We start from the raw sequence: 15,365 nt of genomic DNA, 5'->3' as shown, positions 1-15,365 counted from the left end.
AAATCAATCGGGAGAGTGCGCAGTGTCGATCGAGGTCAAGATCCCGGATATCGGTGATTTCAAGAACATCCCGATCATCGAGATCCTGGTGAAGGAAGGCGACACGATCGGGGCCGAGGACCCGATCGTGTCGCTCGAATCCGACAAGGCGACGATGGAGGTCCCCTCCCCGTCGGCCGGCGTGATCGAGAAGATCCTGGTCAAGGTCGGCGACACGGTGAGCGAGGGCAGCCCGGTCCTGCTGTTGAAGGGCGAGTCCGAGGAGAAGGCGCCGGCCGCCGCGGCCGCCGCGACCCCGTCCGCGGGTGCGGCCCCCGCCGCCGATACCGCCGCCCTGATGCCCAAGCAGGAGCCGGATCCGGCCAGGCCCGCCGCTCCCCCGGTCCCGGCCGCTCCCGCCTCCTCGGCCCCCGACTTCTCGAACGTGCATGCGAGCCCCGCGGTGCGGCGGCTTGCCCGCGAGCTCGGCGTCGACCTCAACGGCATCAAGGGCTCCGGCGAGAAGGGCCGGATCACCAAGGAGGACGTGAAGGGCTCGCTCGTGCGCTCCGCCGCCCCGGCGGCTTCGGCCGGCACGGCGGTGGCCACCGGCAGCATGGGCATCCCGGAGATCCCGGCGGTCGACTTCTCGAAGTTCGGCCCGACCGAGGTGAAGCCGCTGCCGCGGATCAAGAAGATCTCCGGCCCGCACCTGCACCGCGCCTGGCTCAACGTGCCGCTCGTCACCCATTCGGACGAGTCGGACATCACCGAGACCGACGTCTACCGCAAGGAACTCGACACCGCCGGCAAGGACAAGGGCTACCGCGTCACCCTGCTGTCGTTCCTGATCAAGGCCGCGGTCTCGGCGCTGCGCCAGCACCCGGAGTTCAACTCGTCGCTGAACCCCGAGAAGGACGCGCTGATCCTCAAGAAATACTACAACATCGGCGTCGCCGTCGACACGCCGGACGGCCTCGTCGTCCCGGTGGTCAAGGATGCCGACCGCAAGGGCATCGTCGAGATCAGCCAGGAACTCGGCTCGCTGTCGAAGAAGGCCCGCGACGGCAAGCTCGGCAGCGGCGACATGCAGGGCGCCACCTTCACGATCTCGTCGCTCGGCGGCATCGGCGGCACCGGCTTCACGCCGCTCGTCAACGCCCCCGAGGTCGCGATCCTGGGCGTGGTGCGTTCCAAGATGGCGCCGGTCTGGAACGGCACCGAGTTCAAGCCGCGGCTGATGCTGCCGCTCTCGGTCTCCTACGACCACCGCGTGATCGACGGCGCGCTGGCCGCGCGCTTCACCCGCCACCTCGCCCACGTCCTCGAGGACGTCCGGCGCCTCGTCGTCTGACGAACCACGCAGCGAGGTGATCCGATGAGCAACGAAGTCCGTCTGCCGGATATCGGCGACTTCAAGAACGTCCCGGTGATCGAGGTGCTGGTCAAGGCCGGCGACACGATCGCGGTCGACGACACCATCGTCGTCCTGGAATCCGACAAGGCGACCATGGACGTCCCCTCCTCCGTGGCCGGCACGGTCAAGGAGGTGAAGATCAAGCCGGGTGACGCGGTCACGCAGGGCGATCTTCTCCTGGTGCTGGAGGGTGCCGCCGCTGCAGCCCCGGCGAAGCCCGCTGTCGCCGAGAAGGCGGCCCCGGCGGCCTCCGCCGGCGGCTCGCCGCTCGCGGCGGGCGCGGGCCAGGCGGGCTACGGCTCGCCCGCCACCGCCGGCGGCCAGGGCGCCTCAACGGCCCCGGCCCCGAAGGGCGCCGCCCCGGTCTCCGGCGAGGAGATGCGGGCCGAGGTGCTGGTGCTCGGCGCCGGCCCCGGCGGCTACACGGCGGCGTTCCGCGCCGCCGATCTCGGCAAGAAGGTCGTGTTGGTCGAGCGCTGGCCGAGCCTCGGCGGCGTCTGCCTCAACGTCGGCTGCATCCCCTCGAAGGCGCTGCTCCACGCCGCCAAGGTGATCGACGAGAGCCAGGCGATGGCCTCGCACGGGATCAGCTTCGCGGCACCCCAGATCGACATCGATCAGCTGCGCAGCTGGAAGGAGGGCGTGGTCAAGCGCCTGACCGGCGGCCTCGGGGGGCTGGCCAAGCAGCGCAAGGTGACGGTGGTCACCGGCACCGCCCGCTTCGTCAGCCCGCACCAGATCGAGGTCGAGCACGAGGGCAAGAAGACGGTCATCGGCTTCGACAACGCGGTCATCGCGGCCGGCTCCGAGCCGATCAAGATGCCGTTCATCCCGCACGACGACCCGCGGGTGATCGACTCGACCGGCGCGCTGGAGCTCGACGGGGTGCCCAAGCGCCTGCTGGTCATCGGCGGCGGCATCATCGGCCTCGAGATGGCGACGGTCTACCACGCGCTCGGGTCCAAAGTGACCATCGTCGAGCTGATGGACCAGATCATCCCGGGCGCCGACAAGGACATCGTCACCCCGCTCTTCAAGCGGATCTCGAAGCAGTACGAGGCGATCCACCTCAAGGCCAAGGTCACGGCCGTCGAGGCGCTGCCCGAGGGCCTCAAGGTGACGTTCGAGGGCGGCTCGGCGCCGGCCACCGACACCTTCGACAAGATCCTGGTCTCGGTCGGCCGCCGCCCCAACGGCAAGCTGATCGGCGCCGAGGCCGCCGGCGTCGCGGTGGACGAGCGGGGCTTCATCCCGGTCGACAAGCAGATGCGCACGACGGCGCCGCACATCTTCGCCATCGGCGACGTGGTCGGCCAGCCGATGCTCGCCCACAAGGCGGTGCACGAGGGCAAGGTCGCGGCGGAAGCGGCTGCCGGCAAGAACTCGTTCTTCGACGCCAAGGTGATCCCGTCGGTGGCCTATACCGATCCGGAGGTGGCCTGGGTCGGCCTGTCCGAGACCGAGGCCAAGGCCAAGGGCATCAAGGTCGGCAAGGGCGTGTTCCCCTGGGCGGCGAGCGGCCGCTCGCTGTCGCTCGGGCGCGACGAGGGCCTGACCAAGGTGCTGTTCGACGAGGAATCGAACCGCATCGTCGGCTGCGGCATCGTCGGCCCCTCGGCCGGCGACCTGATCGCGGAGGCCGCGCTCGCCATCGAGATGGGGGCGGATGCCGAGGATATCGGGATGACCATCCATCCGCATCCGACGCTGTCGGAGACGGTCGGCATGGCGGCCGAGGCCTTCGAGGGCACGATCACCGACCTCTACATGCCGAAGAAGAAGGCGCATTGAGGCGACGACCGTGATGCGGGGGCGGCGGCATCGCCGCCCCCGCAGGCCCTCTGGACACGGCAGGGCGCGATGGTCCCCTCCCCTGTGGGAGGGGAGGCCCAGCGCCAGATCCGCCAAGAAGAACCGGACGCAAAAAGATACGGGCGGCACTCGCGTGCCGCCCGTATCGTTTTACCGGGGCGCCTGGCGCGGAGGACGTCAGCCGCGCTGGGCGGTCGTCACGTAGTCGCGCTTCGGGGCGCCGGTGTAGAGCTGGCGCGGACGGCCGATCTTCTGGGACGGGTCCTCGATCATCTCGGCCCACTGGCTGATCCAGCCGACGGTGCGGGCGAGCGCGAACAGCACCGTGAACATCGAGGTCGGGAAGCCCATCGCCTTGAGCGTGATGCCCGAGTAGAAGTCGATGTTCGGGTAGAGCTTCTTCTCGATGAAGTACTCGTCCTTGAGGGCGATCTGCTCCAGCTCCATCGCGACGTCGAGCAGCGGATCGTCCTTGATGCCGAGCTCGCTCAGCACCTCGTGCGTGGTCTTCTGCATGATGCGGGCGCGCGGGTCGTAGTTCTTGTAGACCCGGTGACCGAAGCCCATCAGACGGAACGGATCGTTCTTGTCCTTCGCCTTGGCGACGTACTCGCCGACGCGCTCGGGGGTGCCGATCTCGGCCAGCATCTTCAGCGCCGCCTCGTTGGCGCCGCCATGGGCGGGGCCCCACAGGCAGGCGATGCCGGCGGCGATGCAGGCGAAGGGGTTGGCGCCCGAGGAGCCGGCCAGACGCACCGTCGAGGTCGAGGCGTTCTGCTCGTGGTCGGCATGCAGGATGAAGATCCGGTCGAGCGCCCGCGACAGCACGGGGTTCGGCTGGTATTCCTCGCACGGAACCGCGAAGCACATCCGCAGGAAGTTCGAGGTGTAGTCGAGGTCGTTCTTCGGGTACACGAACGGCTGGCCGATCGAGTACTTGTAGGCCATGGCCGCGAGCGTCGGCATCTTGGCGATCATGCGCATGGAGGCGACCATGCGCTGCTTCTCGTCCGTGATGTCGGTCGAGTCGTGATAGAACGCCGAGAGCGCACCGACGCAGGCCACCATCACCGCCATCGGGTGGGCGTCGCGGCGGAAGCCCTGGAAGAAGCGGTTCATCTGGTCATGCACCATGGTGTGGCGCGTGACGCGGTAGTCGAAATCGGCCTTCTGGGCCGCGGTCGGCAGCTCGCCGTACAGCAGCAGGTAGCAGGTCTCGAGGAAGTCGCCGTGCTCGGCCAGCTGCTCGATCGGGTAACCGCGATAGAGGAGCACGCCCTCGTCACCATCGATATAGGTGATCTTGGACTCGCAGGACGCCGTCGAGGTGAAGCCCGGGTCGTAGGTGAACTGCCCGGTCTGCGCGTAGAGCTTGCTGATGTCGACGACACCCGGGCCGACCGTGCCGGCCTTGGTGGGCAGCTCGATCGTGCGACCGTTCACCGTGAGGGTGCTGGTGGGGAGGCTCATGGGGTTGCGGACCCTTTCCATCAACGTGACCGAGCGTCGGAGCCTCGACCGCGGCGCCCGGGGGCAGGCGGCGACTTTGCTGCGGGTGCTCACTCGCCGTCCGGGTTAGCGGATCACCGCACCGGCATCAACCGCACGCCCCCACCCGGATGACAGAATTCAGATTCTGTTCAGGGGTCGTCGGGTCGGGCCGGCGAATCCCCCGGGGGCCGGGCTCGCGGGGGACTCGGCCTGGTTGCGCCTCAGGCGGCCTGCTCGCGCAGGCGCTCCAGGCTCTCCTGGCGGCCGAGCACCGCCATCACGTCGAACAGCGGCGGCGAGGTCGCCCGGCCGGTCAGCGCGGCGCGCAGGGGCTGGGCGACCTGCCCGAGCTTGACCCCGGCGCTCTCCGCGAACTGCCGCACCGCACCCTCGGTCGAGGCGGCGGACCACTCGGTCAGCGCCTCGAGGTGCGGCAGCGCCCCGGCGAGCCGCTCGCGCCCGCCGTTGCCGAGGAGGCCCGAGGCCTTATCGTCGAGGGCGAGCGGCCGCGGCGCGTAGAGGTAGTAGGCGCTGTCGACGAGCTCGATCAGGGTCTTGGCCCGCTCCTTCAGCCCCGGCATCGCGGCGATGAATTTTTCGCGGATCTCCGGGGCCAGCGGCGCGGAGAGGCCCCAGCGCTGTCCTTGCGTCGGCAGGATCGCCTCGATCGCCTCGACCAGCGCCTCGTTCGAGGACGAGCGGATGTAGTGCCCGTTCAGGTTCTCGAGCTTGGCGAAGTCGAACCGGGCCGGCGAGCGCCCGACCTGGGCGAGGTCGAAGGCCGCGACCATCTCCTCGGTGGAGAAGATCTCCTGGTCGCCGTGGCTCCAGCCGAGGCGCACGAGGTAGTTGCGGAGCGCCGCCGGCAGGTAGCCGAGGTCGCGATAGGCATCGACCCCGAGCGCGCCGTGGCGCTTGGAGAGCTTGGCCCCGTCCGGCCCGTGGATCAGCGGGATGTGCGACATGTTCGGCACGTCCCAGCCCAGCGCCTGGTAGATCTGGGTCTGGCGCGCGCCGTTGGTCAGGTGGTCGTCGCCGCGGATGATGTGGGTCACGCCCATGTCGTGGTCGTCCACCACCACGGCCAGCATGTAGGTCGGCGTGCCGTCCGAGCGCAGCAGGACGAGGTCGTCGAGGTCCTTGTTCTGCCAGACCACCCGGCCCTGCACCGCGTCCTCGACCACGGTCTCGCCGTCGGTCGGCGCGCGCAGGCGAATGACCGGCTTGACGCCGGCCGGCGCCTCGGACGGATCGCGGTCGCGCCAGCGGCCGTCGTAGCGGATCGGCCGGCCCTCGCGACGCGCGCTCTCGCGCATCTCGGTCAGTTCCTCGGGCGTGGCGTAGCAGTGATAGGCCCGACCCGTTGCGAGCAGGCCCTCGGCCACCTCGCGGTGCCGGCCTGCCCGGGCGAACTGGTAGACCACGTCGCCGTCCCAATCGAGGCCGAGCCAGGCGAGCCCGTCGAGGATCGCGTCGATGGCGCCCTGCGTCGAGCGCTCGCGGTCGGTGTCCTCGATGCGCAGCAGCATCCGGCCGCCGTGCCGGCGCGCGTAGAGCCAGTTGAACAAAGCCGTGCGACCCCCGCCGATGTGGAGGAAGCCCGTGGGCGACGGGGCAAAGCGGGTGACGACGGAGGACATGCGCTTCGAGAACCGGGGTGAGAGCGAAAAAAACGATGTGGCCGGGGCCGTCGGGGCAGGGTCGGGCGAGTCGACCCGCCGGCGCCGGGTCCTGTAGCATGCGCGAGACGAGCCGTTAAGAAACCGTCATCGGGGCCGGGCTCGCGCCCGGGGCCCGGGGGAGCGGCGGTTGCGCGCAGCCTCGTCGGGGCGGGGCGATGGCGGGGCCGGGCGCAGGAACGGGGATCGTGGCACGCGCCGCCGGCGCGCTGCCGGCGCCCGTGCTGCTGCTCCCGGCGCTCGGCGGCCGCATCGCCGGCTGCCTCGCCGCGGAGGCCGCGCAGCGCCGGCTGTTTCCCTGGCTGGCGGTGGCCTTCGGCGCCGGCGCGCTGCTGTTCCTCACCGTCGCGGACGGGCCGGTCGTCCTCGCCGCCCCGCTGGGCGCCGGGCTCGCGCTGGCGGGCGGCGCGCTGGCGCTGCGGGCCCGCGCGGTCGCGCCGGCCCTCATGCTCGCGGCGTCCTTCGTCTTCCTGGGCTTCGCGGCCGCCGCCTACCGGACGACGCGCGTCGCCGCGCCGGTCCTCGCCCGCACGGTGATCGCGCCGCTGCACGGCTTCGTCGAGGCGCTGGAGGAGCGGGAAGAAGGCGCGCGGCTCGTGGTGCGGGTCCTGCGCCTCGGCGAGATGGCGGCGGCCGAGCGGCCGGTGCGGGTGCGCGTCTCCTATCGCCGCGGCGACGCGCTGCGGCCGGGCGACTACATCGAGGCCAAGGCGCGCCTGCTGCCGCCGCCGGAGCCGGCGCGGCCCGGCGGCTACGATTTCGCCCGCGACGCGTATTTCCGCGGCATCGGCGCGGTGGGCTCGCTGCTCGGCGCCGCCGCCGTCAAGCCGCCGCCCGAGCCGGCGCCCTGGAGCCTGCGGCTCGCCGCCGGCCTCGACGACGCCCGCAACGCGCTGACGCGGCGCATCGCCGAGTCGAACGGCGACAAGGGCGGCGTCACCCAGGCCGGCGCGGTGGCGGCGGCCCTCGTCACCGGCAAGCGCGGGCTCATCGACCAGGACACCAACGACACCCTGAGGGCGGCCGGGATCTATCACGTCGTCTCGATTTCCGGATTGCACATGGTGCTGGCGGCCGGGGTGGTGTTCTGGCTCGTGCGGGCGCTGCTCGCCCTCGTCCCGGGCCTGGCGCTGGCCTGGCCGATCAAGAAGATCGCGGCATTCCTGGCGATGATCGCGGTCACCGGCTACTGCGCCTTCTCGGGCTGGGACCTCGCGGCCGAGCGCTCGCTCGTCATGACACTGGTGATGCTCGGCGCGGTCCTGGTCGACCGGCCGGCGCTCAGCCTGCGCAACCTGGCGCTGGCGGCGCTGATCTCCCTCGTCCGCGAGCCGGAAGGGCTCTTGGGCCCGAGCTTCCAGATGTCGTTCGGGGCGGTGGCCGGGCTCGTCGCCTGCGCCCGGCTGATCGAGGGGCGGCTGTGGAACCCGGAGGGCGGCGGGCCAGTCACCCGGGCGCTCGCCTGGTGCCTCGCGACGGTGGTCGGCACGCTCGCCACCACGCTGGTCGCCCAGATCGCCACCGCGCCCTTCGCCACCTACCACTTCCAGACCGTCCAGCCCTTCGGCGTCGTCGGCAACGCGCTCACCCTGCCGCTCGTCTCGCTGGTGGTGATGCCGGCGGCGGTGCTCGGCATGCTGGCCCATCCCTTCGCCCTCGACCGGCCGGTCTGGTGGGCGATGGGGCTGGCGGTGCGCGGCATGCTCGACATCTCCGCCTGGATCGAGGGCTTCGACCGCGCGACCGTGGTGCTGCCGGCCTTCGGCCCCGGCGCGCTCGGGCTGATGACGGTGGCCCTCCTGCTCCTGGTGCTGCCGGTCTCCGGCCTGCGCTGGCTCGGCCTCGCCCCCGGCCTCCTCGGCCTGGCGCTCGCGGCGGCACCGGTGCGGCCCGACCTCTACGTCGACCGCGAGGGCGGCGGCGCGGCCCTGCGCGGGGCCGACGGGCGCCTCGTGGTGCTGGGCAAGCCCCCCGGCTTCGTGCTGGAACAGTGGCTCAAGGCCGACGGCGACGGCCGCTCCCGCGACGATCCCGGGCTGGGCGCGCAAGCCCGCTGCGACAAGCTCGGCTGCGTCGGCCGCGGGCCGCGGGGGATCAGCGTGGCGCTGGTGCGCGACAAGCGCGCCTTCCCGGAGGATTGCGCCCGCGCCGACGTGGTGGTGAGCCGTCTCGAGGCGCCGGCCGGGTGTGCGGCCAAGCACGTCCTCGACCGCACCTTCCTGGCGGCACATGGCTCGACCACCCTGCGCTTCACGCCGGATGGTCCGACGGTCGAGACCGCCAAGCGGCCGGGGGAGGGAAAACCGTGGCGGCCGGCTCCAGTCGTAACGCCCGCCGTGCCGGTTGCTGCCGCACCGAAAACGGCGCCGGGACCGAAACCGCTTCCACCGCCGTTTCCGCAGGAGGGAGAGGACCCTGAAGTCCAAGCCGAGCCGTGATAGCCGTGGGTGTTCCGGCCTCCGGGCCAGGCGCCATCAGGCGATCGAGACCGGCATCATGCGTAGCACGGCGCGGCCCAGCAGGGTCTTCGAAAAGGAGAATTGCGTCTCGCCCCCTCGGCCCAGAATGTAATTTTGAGCCGTTGCCCCATACTGTCCGCGCCGGTCCCACGGCACTTGCGGTTCGGGAGCGGCTGATAGATTGGGAAAGAATACTTCATCCCCAAGAGTTTCGCAGCTCCTGGTAGTGCCGACGAGCGCCATTCCCCGGACTGCAGCCCGGGTGTGCAGGTGCCTGCAGCGCGAGATTTCATCGCGCATCGTTTCACCCGTTCTTGCGATATCGTCGAGAACCAGAATGCGAGAGCAGTTACGGGGAATTCCCCGCTGCAGACCGACGTTTGTTCCCGGCTCAACGAAGATGAACTTGGCGGAATTCTTGAAATTATTCTGGACAAGCTTCCCCAGAATCTGACCGCCGTTGCCAATGACGACGACGCAATCCGGATCGTACTCGCGGGTCCGCGCAATCATTTTTGCCATGCCGTCGATCAGCAGAATGTCACTGATCTCTGGAGATTTGTCCGGTATGAAAGTCATTTCGACCGCAGGCGAAGGCGCTCTAGCTTGTCGTTGTAGCTCGTCCATGAACGGAGAAATTCTGCTAAATTGCTCGCGTATGGCATAATTCTCGGTAACCATCTGGAAAATGTCGCGCACCATTGAGGCGATTTGGATTTGAAAATATTTTGTGAATGCTGGATCATGGGTTAGCTGTGACTTAAGTTCCGCAAGTCGATCTTGGTATTGCAATCCAATATTATTTCCGTCAAGCAACCTGACAAGATTGCTTAGCACGAGTGATTGCAGCTGGTCGACCCCAAGCATCGCATTATCGACCGGGAGTATTTTAACTTCCGAATATGTCCTTGATTGCTTCAGGGTAATTGTCCGGGATGCGACTGATGGGTCAAGAGTCTTTAGAGTCGATTCAGCGCTCTTATTGACAATCAGTGGGTAAAGCCATAAGTTGTCGGCATATTTTTCGGCATCTTCGCCGCTAACCGATTGCAAAAACGGATCGTTTTGCGATTGACTCTTACTGCTAAACTTGTCTATTACTGTATTGTCTTGAGGGTGAGGCGCCAGCGTGACAACGAGCTGTTCCTGTTTCTCAAGATCGACATCGGACGATGGAGCAGATTCCGCAAATGACTGTTCCGCCTTTTCGGGCTGGCGTGCCACCTTCGCGATTTTTCTGCTTACCGCTGCCAATTGCGTGAGGCCGATCGCGATTTTCTCCTGAGCCAGCCGACGGCGTTCAGCAATCTCTTCACCGCCTTTGTCGTGAGGCGCAATATCTTTCATGTCTGTGTCAGAAATTTCGAGCCGTGCCATCCAATTTTGAAGCTCGTCTATCGATAATTTTTCAAGATTTGCGCGAGAAGATTCGACTTCGCTGTTGCGCACAGAGAAAGACTTAATAAGTTTTTCAACCATCTTTCTCTTGAGATCATTCTCCTTCATGCGACAGATCCTTCCGTCTGATCGAAAATTATATTGATTAATCCTGTCAACCCCTCAGCCAGTGTCCACGCAGCCTCTAGTGCTTCATCGACCAATCCTTGATCTATCAATTTTTTCTGGTGAGCCTTCTCAACGATATGCTCTGGAATCATAGGATGACCACGCGGCGCGAGCCGTTTAATTTCATCCAGCCTCAATGTATCGGCGATGTCGGCGAGTGTGCCACCATTCAATGAAGCAATAATTAAGTCTACAGGAGAAAGCTCCGCCGGTGCGCCGGGCGGGGCGTGGGCAGCGAGCAGCTTCAAATCCTCAAGTGACACGGATCGACCGATCGTATCGACGTCTTCTCGACTCAAATCATAGCCGATGAGAAGGAAAGCCGACAGGGCGCGTTTCAAGCACTTAAGGGGGGCCTTGGGATTGGAGGGGCGGTCATCAATAGCCAGCCACTGGTTGCAATCTGCCTTCAGCCACATCAGGTAACGAGCAAATTCCTTAACATTCGCAAGCGTCCGGGGCGGTGCGGCAGCGCACAGGATCGCCTCCTGATACGCAAAACTGAGTTCTGCGGCGCCACTCTCAAAATCATGAAGCAGGACAGGAAGGACCACGTTCGTCGTCGTGATGATTCCAAGTACATTCGTGTCGATTATATAGTCTAATTTGATACTAAGCGGCCTTTCTTTTATCTTTTTGTTGATCAAATTATGAATAGGCTCATGGCATTGATCGGAATCTATGTCAATTTTTTCGGAGTTGCATTTTACAGACATCAGATAGCATGAATTTTCTAGTCCTATTTTGCCGCACACGGCCGGTGATAGCGTTCCTAAGAACGTCGGATAATACTCACAATAGTCAAGATCGGTCGTGTTGTTTATTTTCTTAGGAAGGTTGCGCTGCCGGATAGGCAAATCGGATGCCCATAGGCAAGCTTGACTTGCCTCGATATCAATATGGCTTCCTGCAGAAAGGTCTTTCCTGGGAAAAATGAACCGAGATTGAAGGGGACGAAGATGTGTTCGCCCCCGATTCGGCGCGTAAGATATCCAGGATAATCCGGCGCGCATTTGAGTTCGGAATCCTCGTCCTTTCCCTCTGCCATGACAGCCCGGAAAGATATCGCCAGACTCCATTTTTTCTCATCGTCCGGAGAAAAGCACTTATACTTTTCGTATTGCGCGCCCATCTTGACAAAAAAGTCAACTCCGTAGGGCTTTCTCGAGAATTTCATATTGGTATCTTGATATCTGTTCTAAGTAGATAAGCAATCATTCTTTACGTCAAAAAGATCAAAAACTCAAACGAAAATATCAAATTGCCGAAATTACAATATTTTTGTTCGTAACCGAAGTTCAATAGAGCTTAGATAAAGCAAAATACGCAAAATATTATCTTATAGATGAACAAATTCGACAATAAAAAGGCTAATTTTTGTGACAAAAATTATGATAATACTTATAGATAGCAGATGAATCACGTCGGATGCTCGCGGTACGGGGCAGTGGAGATCAGATCGTCGATCTTATCTGCCGCAATTCTCAGCGCTGGGCGGATGTCCAGGATCGAGACCCCACGCGCGCCGCCGAGGCAGCCGCGTGAACCAATCAGCGATCCCAGTGCCGGCTGCGCCCAGCGCGGTCGCGATCTACTATGACTAAACGCGCGTCGTAACCCGGACGGAGCGCGCAACCCGGCCGGACGCCGCCATCCGGCCAGATTGATCGTCCCTACGGCATCAGCCGCAGCGCATCGGCGAAGAAGTCCGGCCCGCCGAAATTGCCCGACTTGAGCGCCAGCCACATGTCGCGGTCGGTGGTGCGCAGGACCGGCACGCCGGCGGCGATCTCGGGGCCGACGCGGAAGGCCGGGAGGCGGAGGCGGTCGACGACCGCGCCCGAGGTCTCGCCGCCCGCCACCACGAGGCGGCGCACCCCGTGGGCCACCAGCCCCTCGGCGATCCGCGCCATGGCGGCCTCGACGGCGTGGCCGGCGGCGTCGCGGCCGTAGCGCGCCTGGACCGCCGCCACCTCGTCGGGGCCGGCGCTGCTGGCGATGAGCACCGGGCCGTCGCCGATCCGCTCCATCGCCCAGGTCAGCGCCGCCCCGGCCTCGTCCTCGCCGGCGAGCAACTGGGCGGGATCGAGGCGGCGCACCGGCATCGCGGCCTCGGCCCGGGCGATCTGGCCGAGGGTCGCCTGCGAGCAGCTGCCGGCGAGGCAGGCCGCCGGGCCGCCGATCGGTCCGCCGAGATCGGCCGCCGTGGCGGCGGGCGCGACGCGCCCGGCCGCCACCAGGGCGCGGGCGAGCCCCAGCCCGAGGCCCGAGGCGCCGGTCGAGACCTTGCGGGTCAGGGCGGCGGCGCCCAGCACCGCGAGGTCGCGGTCGAGCACCGCGTCGGCGATGGCCGCGCCCTTGCCCTCGCGGGCGAGCGCGTCGAGCCGGGCCCCCACCGCCTCGGCGCCCTGCGCCACCGTCGCGAGGTCGATCAGCCCGACCCCCGCCCGGCTCTGGCGCGCCAGCACCCGCACGAGGTTCGAATCCCGCATCGGGTTGAGGGGATGGTCCTTGAGCGGGCTCTCGGCGAGCGGGACCATGCCGACGAAGAGGTGGCCGAGATAGACCGTGCGCGCGGTCTCCGGGAAGGCCGGGGTGACGAGCGCGATGGCCTCGCCGGCATCCTCCCGCAGGGCGTCGGTGACCGGGCCGATATTGCCCTCGTCGGTCGAATCGAAGGTCGAGCAGACCTTGAACAGCAGGTGGCCGGCGCCCCGGGCGTTCAGCCACGCGGCGGCCTCGCGCGAGCGGGCCACCGCCTCGTCGGCGGGGATCGACCGGCTCTTGAGCGAGACCACCACGGCGTCGACCTCGGGCAGCGCGAGATCGTCCGCCGGCACCCCGATGGTCTGGACCGTGCGCAGGCCCGCCTTGGTCAGGGTGTTGGCGAGGTCGGAGGCGCCGGTATAGTCGTCGGCGACGCAGCCCAGTGCCAGGGTCATGCGCGGGCTCCCTTATAGGCGTCGAACCAGCCCAAGCCCTCGCGGGTGCCGGCGCGCGGGTTGTACTCGCAGCCGACGAAGCCGTCGTAGCCGAGGCGGTCGAGTTCGGCGAACAGGAAGGCGTCGTTCATCTCGCCGCTGCCGGGCTCGTGCCGCTCGGGCACGCTGGCGGTCTGGACATGGCCGACCATCGGCATCAGGGCCCGCAGCCGCATGGTCACGTCGCCGTGCAGGATCTGGCAGTGGTAGAGGTCGAACTGCAGCTTCAGATTCGGCAGCGCCAGCGCGCGGATCAGGTCGGCGGCATAATCGAAATCGTTGAGGAAGTAGCCCGGCATGTTGCGGGCGTTGATCGGTTCCAGCACGAGGTCGAGCCCCTCGCGGCCGACCCGTTCCGCCGTCCAGCCGACGGCGCGGCGGTAGGAGTCCTGCGCCCTGGAATCGCTGCGGTCGGCCATGCCGGCCATCAGGTGCAGGCGCTTCACGCCGGTGGCGCGGGCGTAGGCAAGCGCCGTCTCGACGCCGGCCTTCAGCTCCTCGAACCGGTCGGGCAGGGCCGCGAGCCCCCGCTCGCCCGCCGCCCAGTCGCCCGGGGGCAGGTTGAACAGGGCCTGGGTCAGGCCGTGCGCCTTCAGGCGCTCGCCGATCGCCTCGGGCGGATGCTCGTAGGGAAACAGGAACTCGACCGCCTCGAACCCGGCCTCCGCGGCCTGCGCGAACCGGTCGAGGAACGGGACTTCCGTGAACATCAGGGTCAGGTTCGCGGCAAAGCGCGGCATCGTGGTCCTCCCTCCCGGGCGTCTTGGTGGGCTTATCCTGGCAGACCGGCAAAGCCGGTCGAACGGCCACTCACGTCACCACCTCTCGGGGTCATCCCGGGGCTGCGAAGCAAAGCCCGGAATGCCCCGGTGGATGTCAATTCAGTGGATGGGAGCCGACAGTCACCCCGCCCCGCCCGGCAGCGCGGTCCCGGTCACCTGAGCGTAGATCCGCGCCACCGAGGCGTCGTCGTCCCGGCCCATGCCGGCGCCGGAGGCCATCAGGAACATCTGCAGGGCGGCCGCCGCCACCGGCACCGGGAATTTCTGCGTGCGGGCCATGTCCTGCACGATGCCGAGATCTTTCACGAAGATGTCGACGGCGCTGCGCGGCGCGTAGTCGCCGTCGAGGACGTGCGGCATCCGGTTCTCGAACATCCAAGAATTGCCGGCCGAGGCGGTGATCACCTCGTAGACGCGCCTCAGATCGAGGCCCTGACGGGCCGCGAAGGCCATCGCCTCGCTCGCCGCCGCGATGTGGACGCCGGCGAGCAGCTGGTTGATCATCTTGAAGGCCGCGCCCGCGCCGGCGGCGTCGCCGAGCTCGTAGAGCTTGGCCGCCATGGCGTCGAGGGCGGGCTTGGCCCGGGCGAAGGCCGCCGGGCTGCCCGAGGCCAGGATCGTCAGCTCCCCTTGCGCCGCGCGCTGGGCACCGCCGCTGATCGGCGCGTCGAGGTAGTGCCGGCCGGTGGCCTCGAGCCGGGCGGCGAGCCGCCGGGCGACCTCCGGGTCCATGGTGGCGCAGGAGACGAAGACCGCGCCCTCCGGCATGGCGGCGGCGACGCCGTCGGGCCCGAACAGGACCGCCTCGGTCTGGGCGGCGTTGACGACGACGCAGACCACGATGCCGGCATCCGCGGCCGCCCGTGCCGGGCTCTCGGCCCCCCGGCCGCCCTCGGCGACGAAGCGCGCGACGCTCTCGGACGAGACGTCGCTGCCGGCGACGTCGAGGCCGGCGCGCCGCAGGGCCTGGGCCATGCCGTAGCCCATCGAGCCGAGGCCGATCACCGCGACGCGGGCGGGTGTGTCGCTCATGCCGTTTCCTCCTGCGGATCTTGCGATCCGCTGTCCCGCGCGATCTGACGCCGCGCCCTCGTCCCAGGCTCTAGCACCGTATTGGCAGCGCTGCCAATACGGACCAACGATCCGTTGAGCCGGCCCGGGAACCATGACATCGTGGCGCTGCCGCGCGGCGATGACAA

At 67.1% G+C, this 15,365-nt stretch carries 9 protein-coding genes and 1 pseudogene; 3 read left to right on the top strand and 7 right to left on the bottom strand.

Features of this window, described 5'->3' with window-relative positions:
• Nucleotides 1-16: 16 nt before the first annotated feature.
• Nucleotides 17-1,333, top strand: a pseudogene (gene aceF / locus V3T34_RS17885) (dihydrolipoyllysine-residue acetyltransferase); the annotation flags it as partial.
• A 24-nt stretch (nucleotides 1,334-1,357) separates the two neighbouring features.
• Complete coding sequence (gene lpdA, locus V3T34_RS17880; RefSeq protein ID WP_305078289.1) at nucleotides 1,358-3,187, top strand: dihydrolipoyl dehydrogenase; 1,830 nt, start codon at nucleotides 1,358-1,360, stop codon at nucleotides 3,185-3,187.
• A gap of 198 nt (nucleotides 3,188-3,385) precedes the next feature.
• Here lpdA and gltA read toward each other — a convergent pair whose 3' ends face one another.
• Entirely contained in the window at nucleotides 3,386-4,678 is a 1,293-nt protein-coding gene (gltA, locus tag V3T34_RS17875) for a citrate synthase (protein WP_048427695.1), read from the bottom strand.
• Nucleotides 4,679-4,920: 242 nt separating this feature from the next.
• Entirely contained in the window at nucleotides 4,921-6,339 is a 1,419-nt protein-coding gene (gltX, locus tag V3T34_RS17870) for a glutamate--tRNA ligase (protein WP_305078290.1), read from the bottom strand.
• Between the two features lie 197 nt (nucleotides 6,340-6,536).
• On the opposite strand from gltX, the gene V3T34_RS17865 reads away from it, so the two are divergent.
• Complete coding sequence (locus V3T34_RS17865; protein WP_305078291.1) at nucleotides 6,537-8,816, top strand: ComEC/Rec2 family competence protein; 2,280 nt, start codon at nucleotides 6,537-6,539, stop codon at nucleotides 8,814-8,816.
• 36 nt (nucleotides 8,817-8,852) lie between these two features.
• Here V3T34_RS17865 and V3T34_RS17860 read toward each other — a convergent pair whose 3' ends face one another.
• The 5 genes from V3T34_RS17860 to ltnD all read right to left on the bottom strand — a co-directional run bounded on the left by V3T34_RS17860 (nucleotide 8,853) and on the right by ltnD (nucleotide 15,198).
• Nucleotides 8,853-10,343: a phosphoribosyltransferase gene (locus V3T34_RS17860; RefSeq protein ID WP_145984626.1), complete on the bottom strand. Its 1,491-nt coding sequence runs from the start codon at nucleotides 10,341-10,343 to the stop codon at nucleotides 8,853-8,855.
• On the bottom strand, nucleotides 10,340-11,482 hold the full coding sequence (locus V3T34_RS17855) for a hypothetical protein (RefSeq protein ID WP_305078292.1): 1,143 nt from the start codon (nucleotides 11,480-11,482) through the stop codon (nucleotides 10,340-10,342). The genes V3T34_RS17860 and V3T34_RS17855 overlap by 4 nt, the downstream gene beginning before the upstream one ends.
• Before the next feature lie 594 nt (nucleotides 11,483-12,076).
• The gene (otnK, locus tag V3T34_RS17850; protein ID WP_305078293.1) at nucleotides 12,077-13,345 is read right to left on the bottom strand and encodes a 3-oxo-tetronate kinase; all 1,269 of its coding nucleotides are present in this window, start codon (nucleotides 13,343-13,345) and stop codon (nucleotides 12,077-12,079) included.
• Complete coding sequence (otnI, locus tag V3T34_RS17845; RefSeq protein ID WP_091881805.1) at nucleotides 13,342-14,124, bottom strand: 2-oxo-tetronate isomerase; 783 nt, start codon at nucleotides 14,122-14,124, stop codon at nucleotides 13,342-13,344. The genes otnK and otnI overlap by 4 nt, the downstream gene beginning before the upstream one ends.
• Before the next feature lie 162 nt (nucleotides 14,125-14,286).
• Nucleotides 14,287-15,198, bottom strand: a complete 912-nt coding sequence (gene ltnD, locus V3T34_RS17840; protein ID WP_091881802.1) for an L-threonate dehydrogenase — start codon at nucleotides 15,196-15,198, stop codon at nucleotides 14,287-14,289.
• Nucleotides 15,199-15,365 lie beyond the last annotated feature (167 nt).

The organism is Methylobacterium ajmalii (assembly GCF_036448855.1).
In the GTDB taxonomy this organism is placed as follows: Bacteria; Pseudomonadota; Alphaproteobacteria; order Rhizobiales; family Beijerinckiaceae; genus Methylobacterium; species Methylobacterium ajmalii.
This window is presented reverse-complemented; position numbering and strand designations above follow the sequence as displayed.

Coding starts and splice junctions, on each gene's coding strand:
- gltX (WP_305078290.1), bottom strand. CDS start 6,339: ATGTCCTCCGTCGTCACCCGCTTTGCCCCGTCGCCCACGGGCTTCCTC.
- V3T34_RS17865 (WP_305078291.1), top strand. CDS start 6,537: ATGGCGGGGCCGGGCGCAGGAACGGGGATCGTGGCACGCGCCGCCGGC.
- gltA (WP_048427695.1), bottom strand. CDS start 4,678: ATGAGCCTCCCCACCAGCACCCTCACGGTGAACGGTCGCACGATCGAG.
- lpdA (WP_305078289.1), top strand. CDS start 1,358: ATGAGCAACGAAGTCCGTCTGCCGGATATCGGCGACTTCAAGAACGTC.
- otnK (WP_305078293.1), bottom strand. CDS start 13,345: ATGACCCTGGCACTGGGCTGCGTCGCCGACGACTATACCGGCGCCTCC.
- V3T34_RS17855 (WP_305078292.1), bottom strand. CDS start 11,482: ATGGAGTCTGGCGATATCTTTCCGGGCTGTCATGGCAGAGGGAAAGGA.
- otnI (WP_091881805.1), bottom strand. CDS start 14,124: ATGCCGCGCTTTGCCGCGAACCTGACCCTGATGTTCACGGAAGTCCCG.
- V3T34_RS17860 (WP_145984626.1), bottom strand. CDS start 10,343: ATGAAGGAGAATGATCTCAAGAGAAAGATGGTTGAAAAACTTATTAAG.
- ltnD (WP_091881802.1), bottom strand. CDS start 15,198: ATGAGCGACACACCCGCCCGCGTCGCGGTGATCGGCCTCGGCTCGATG.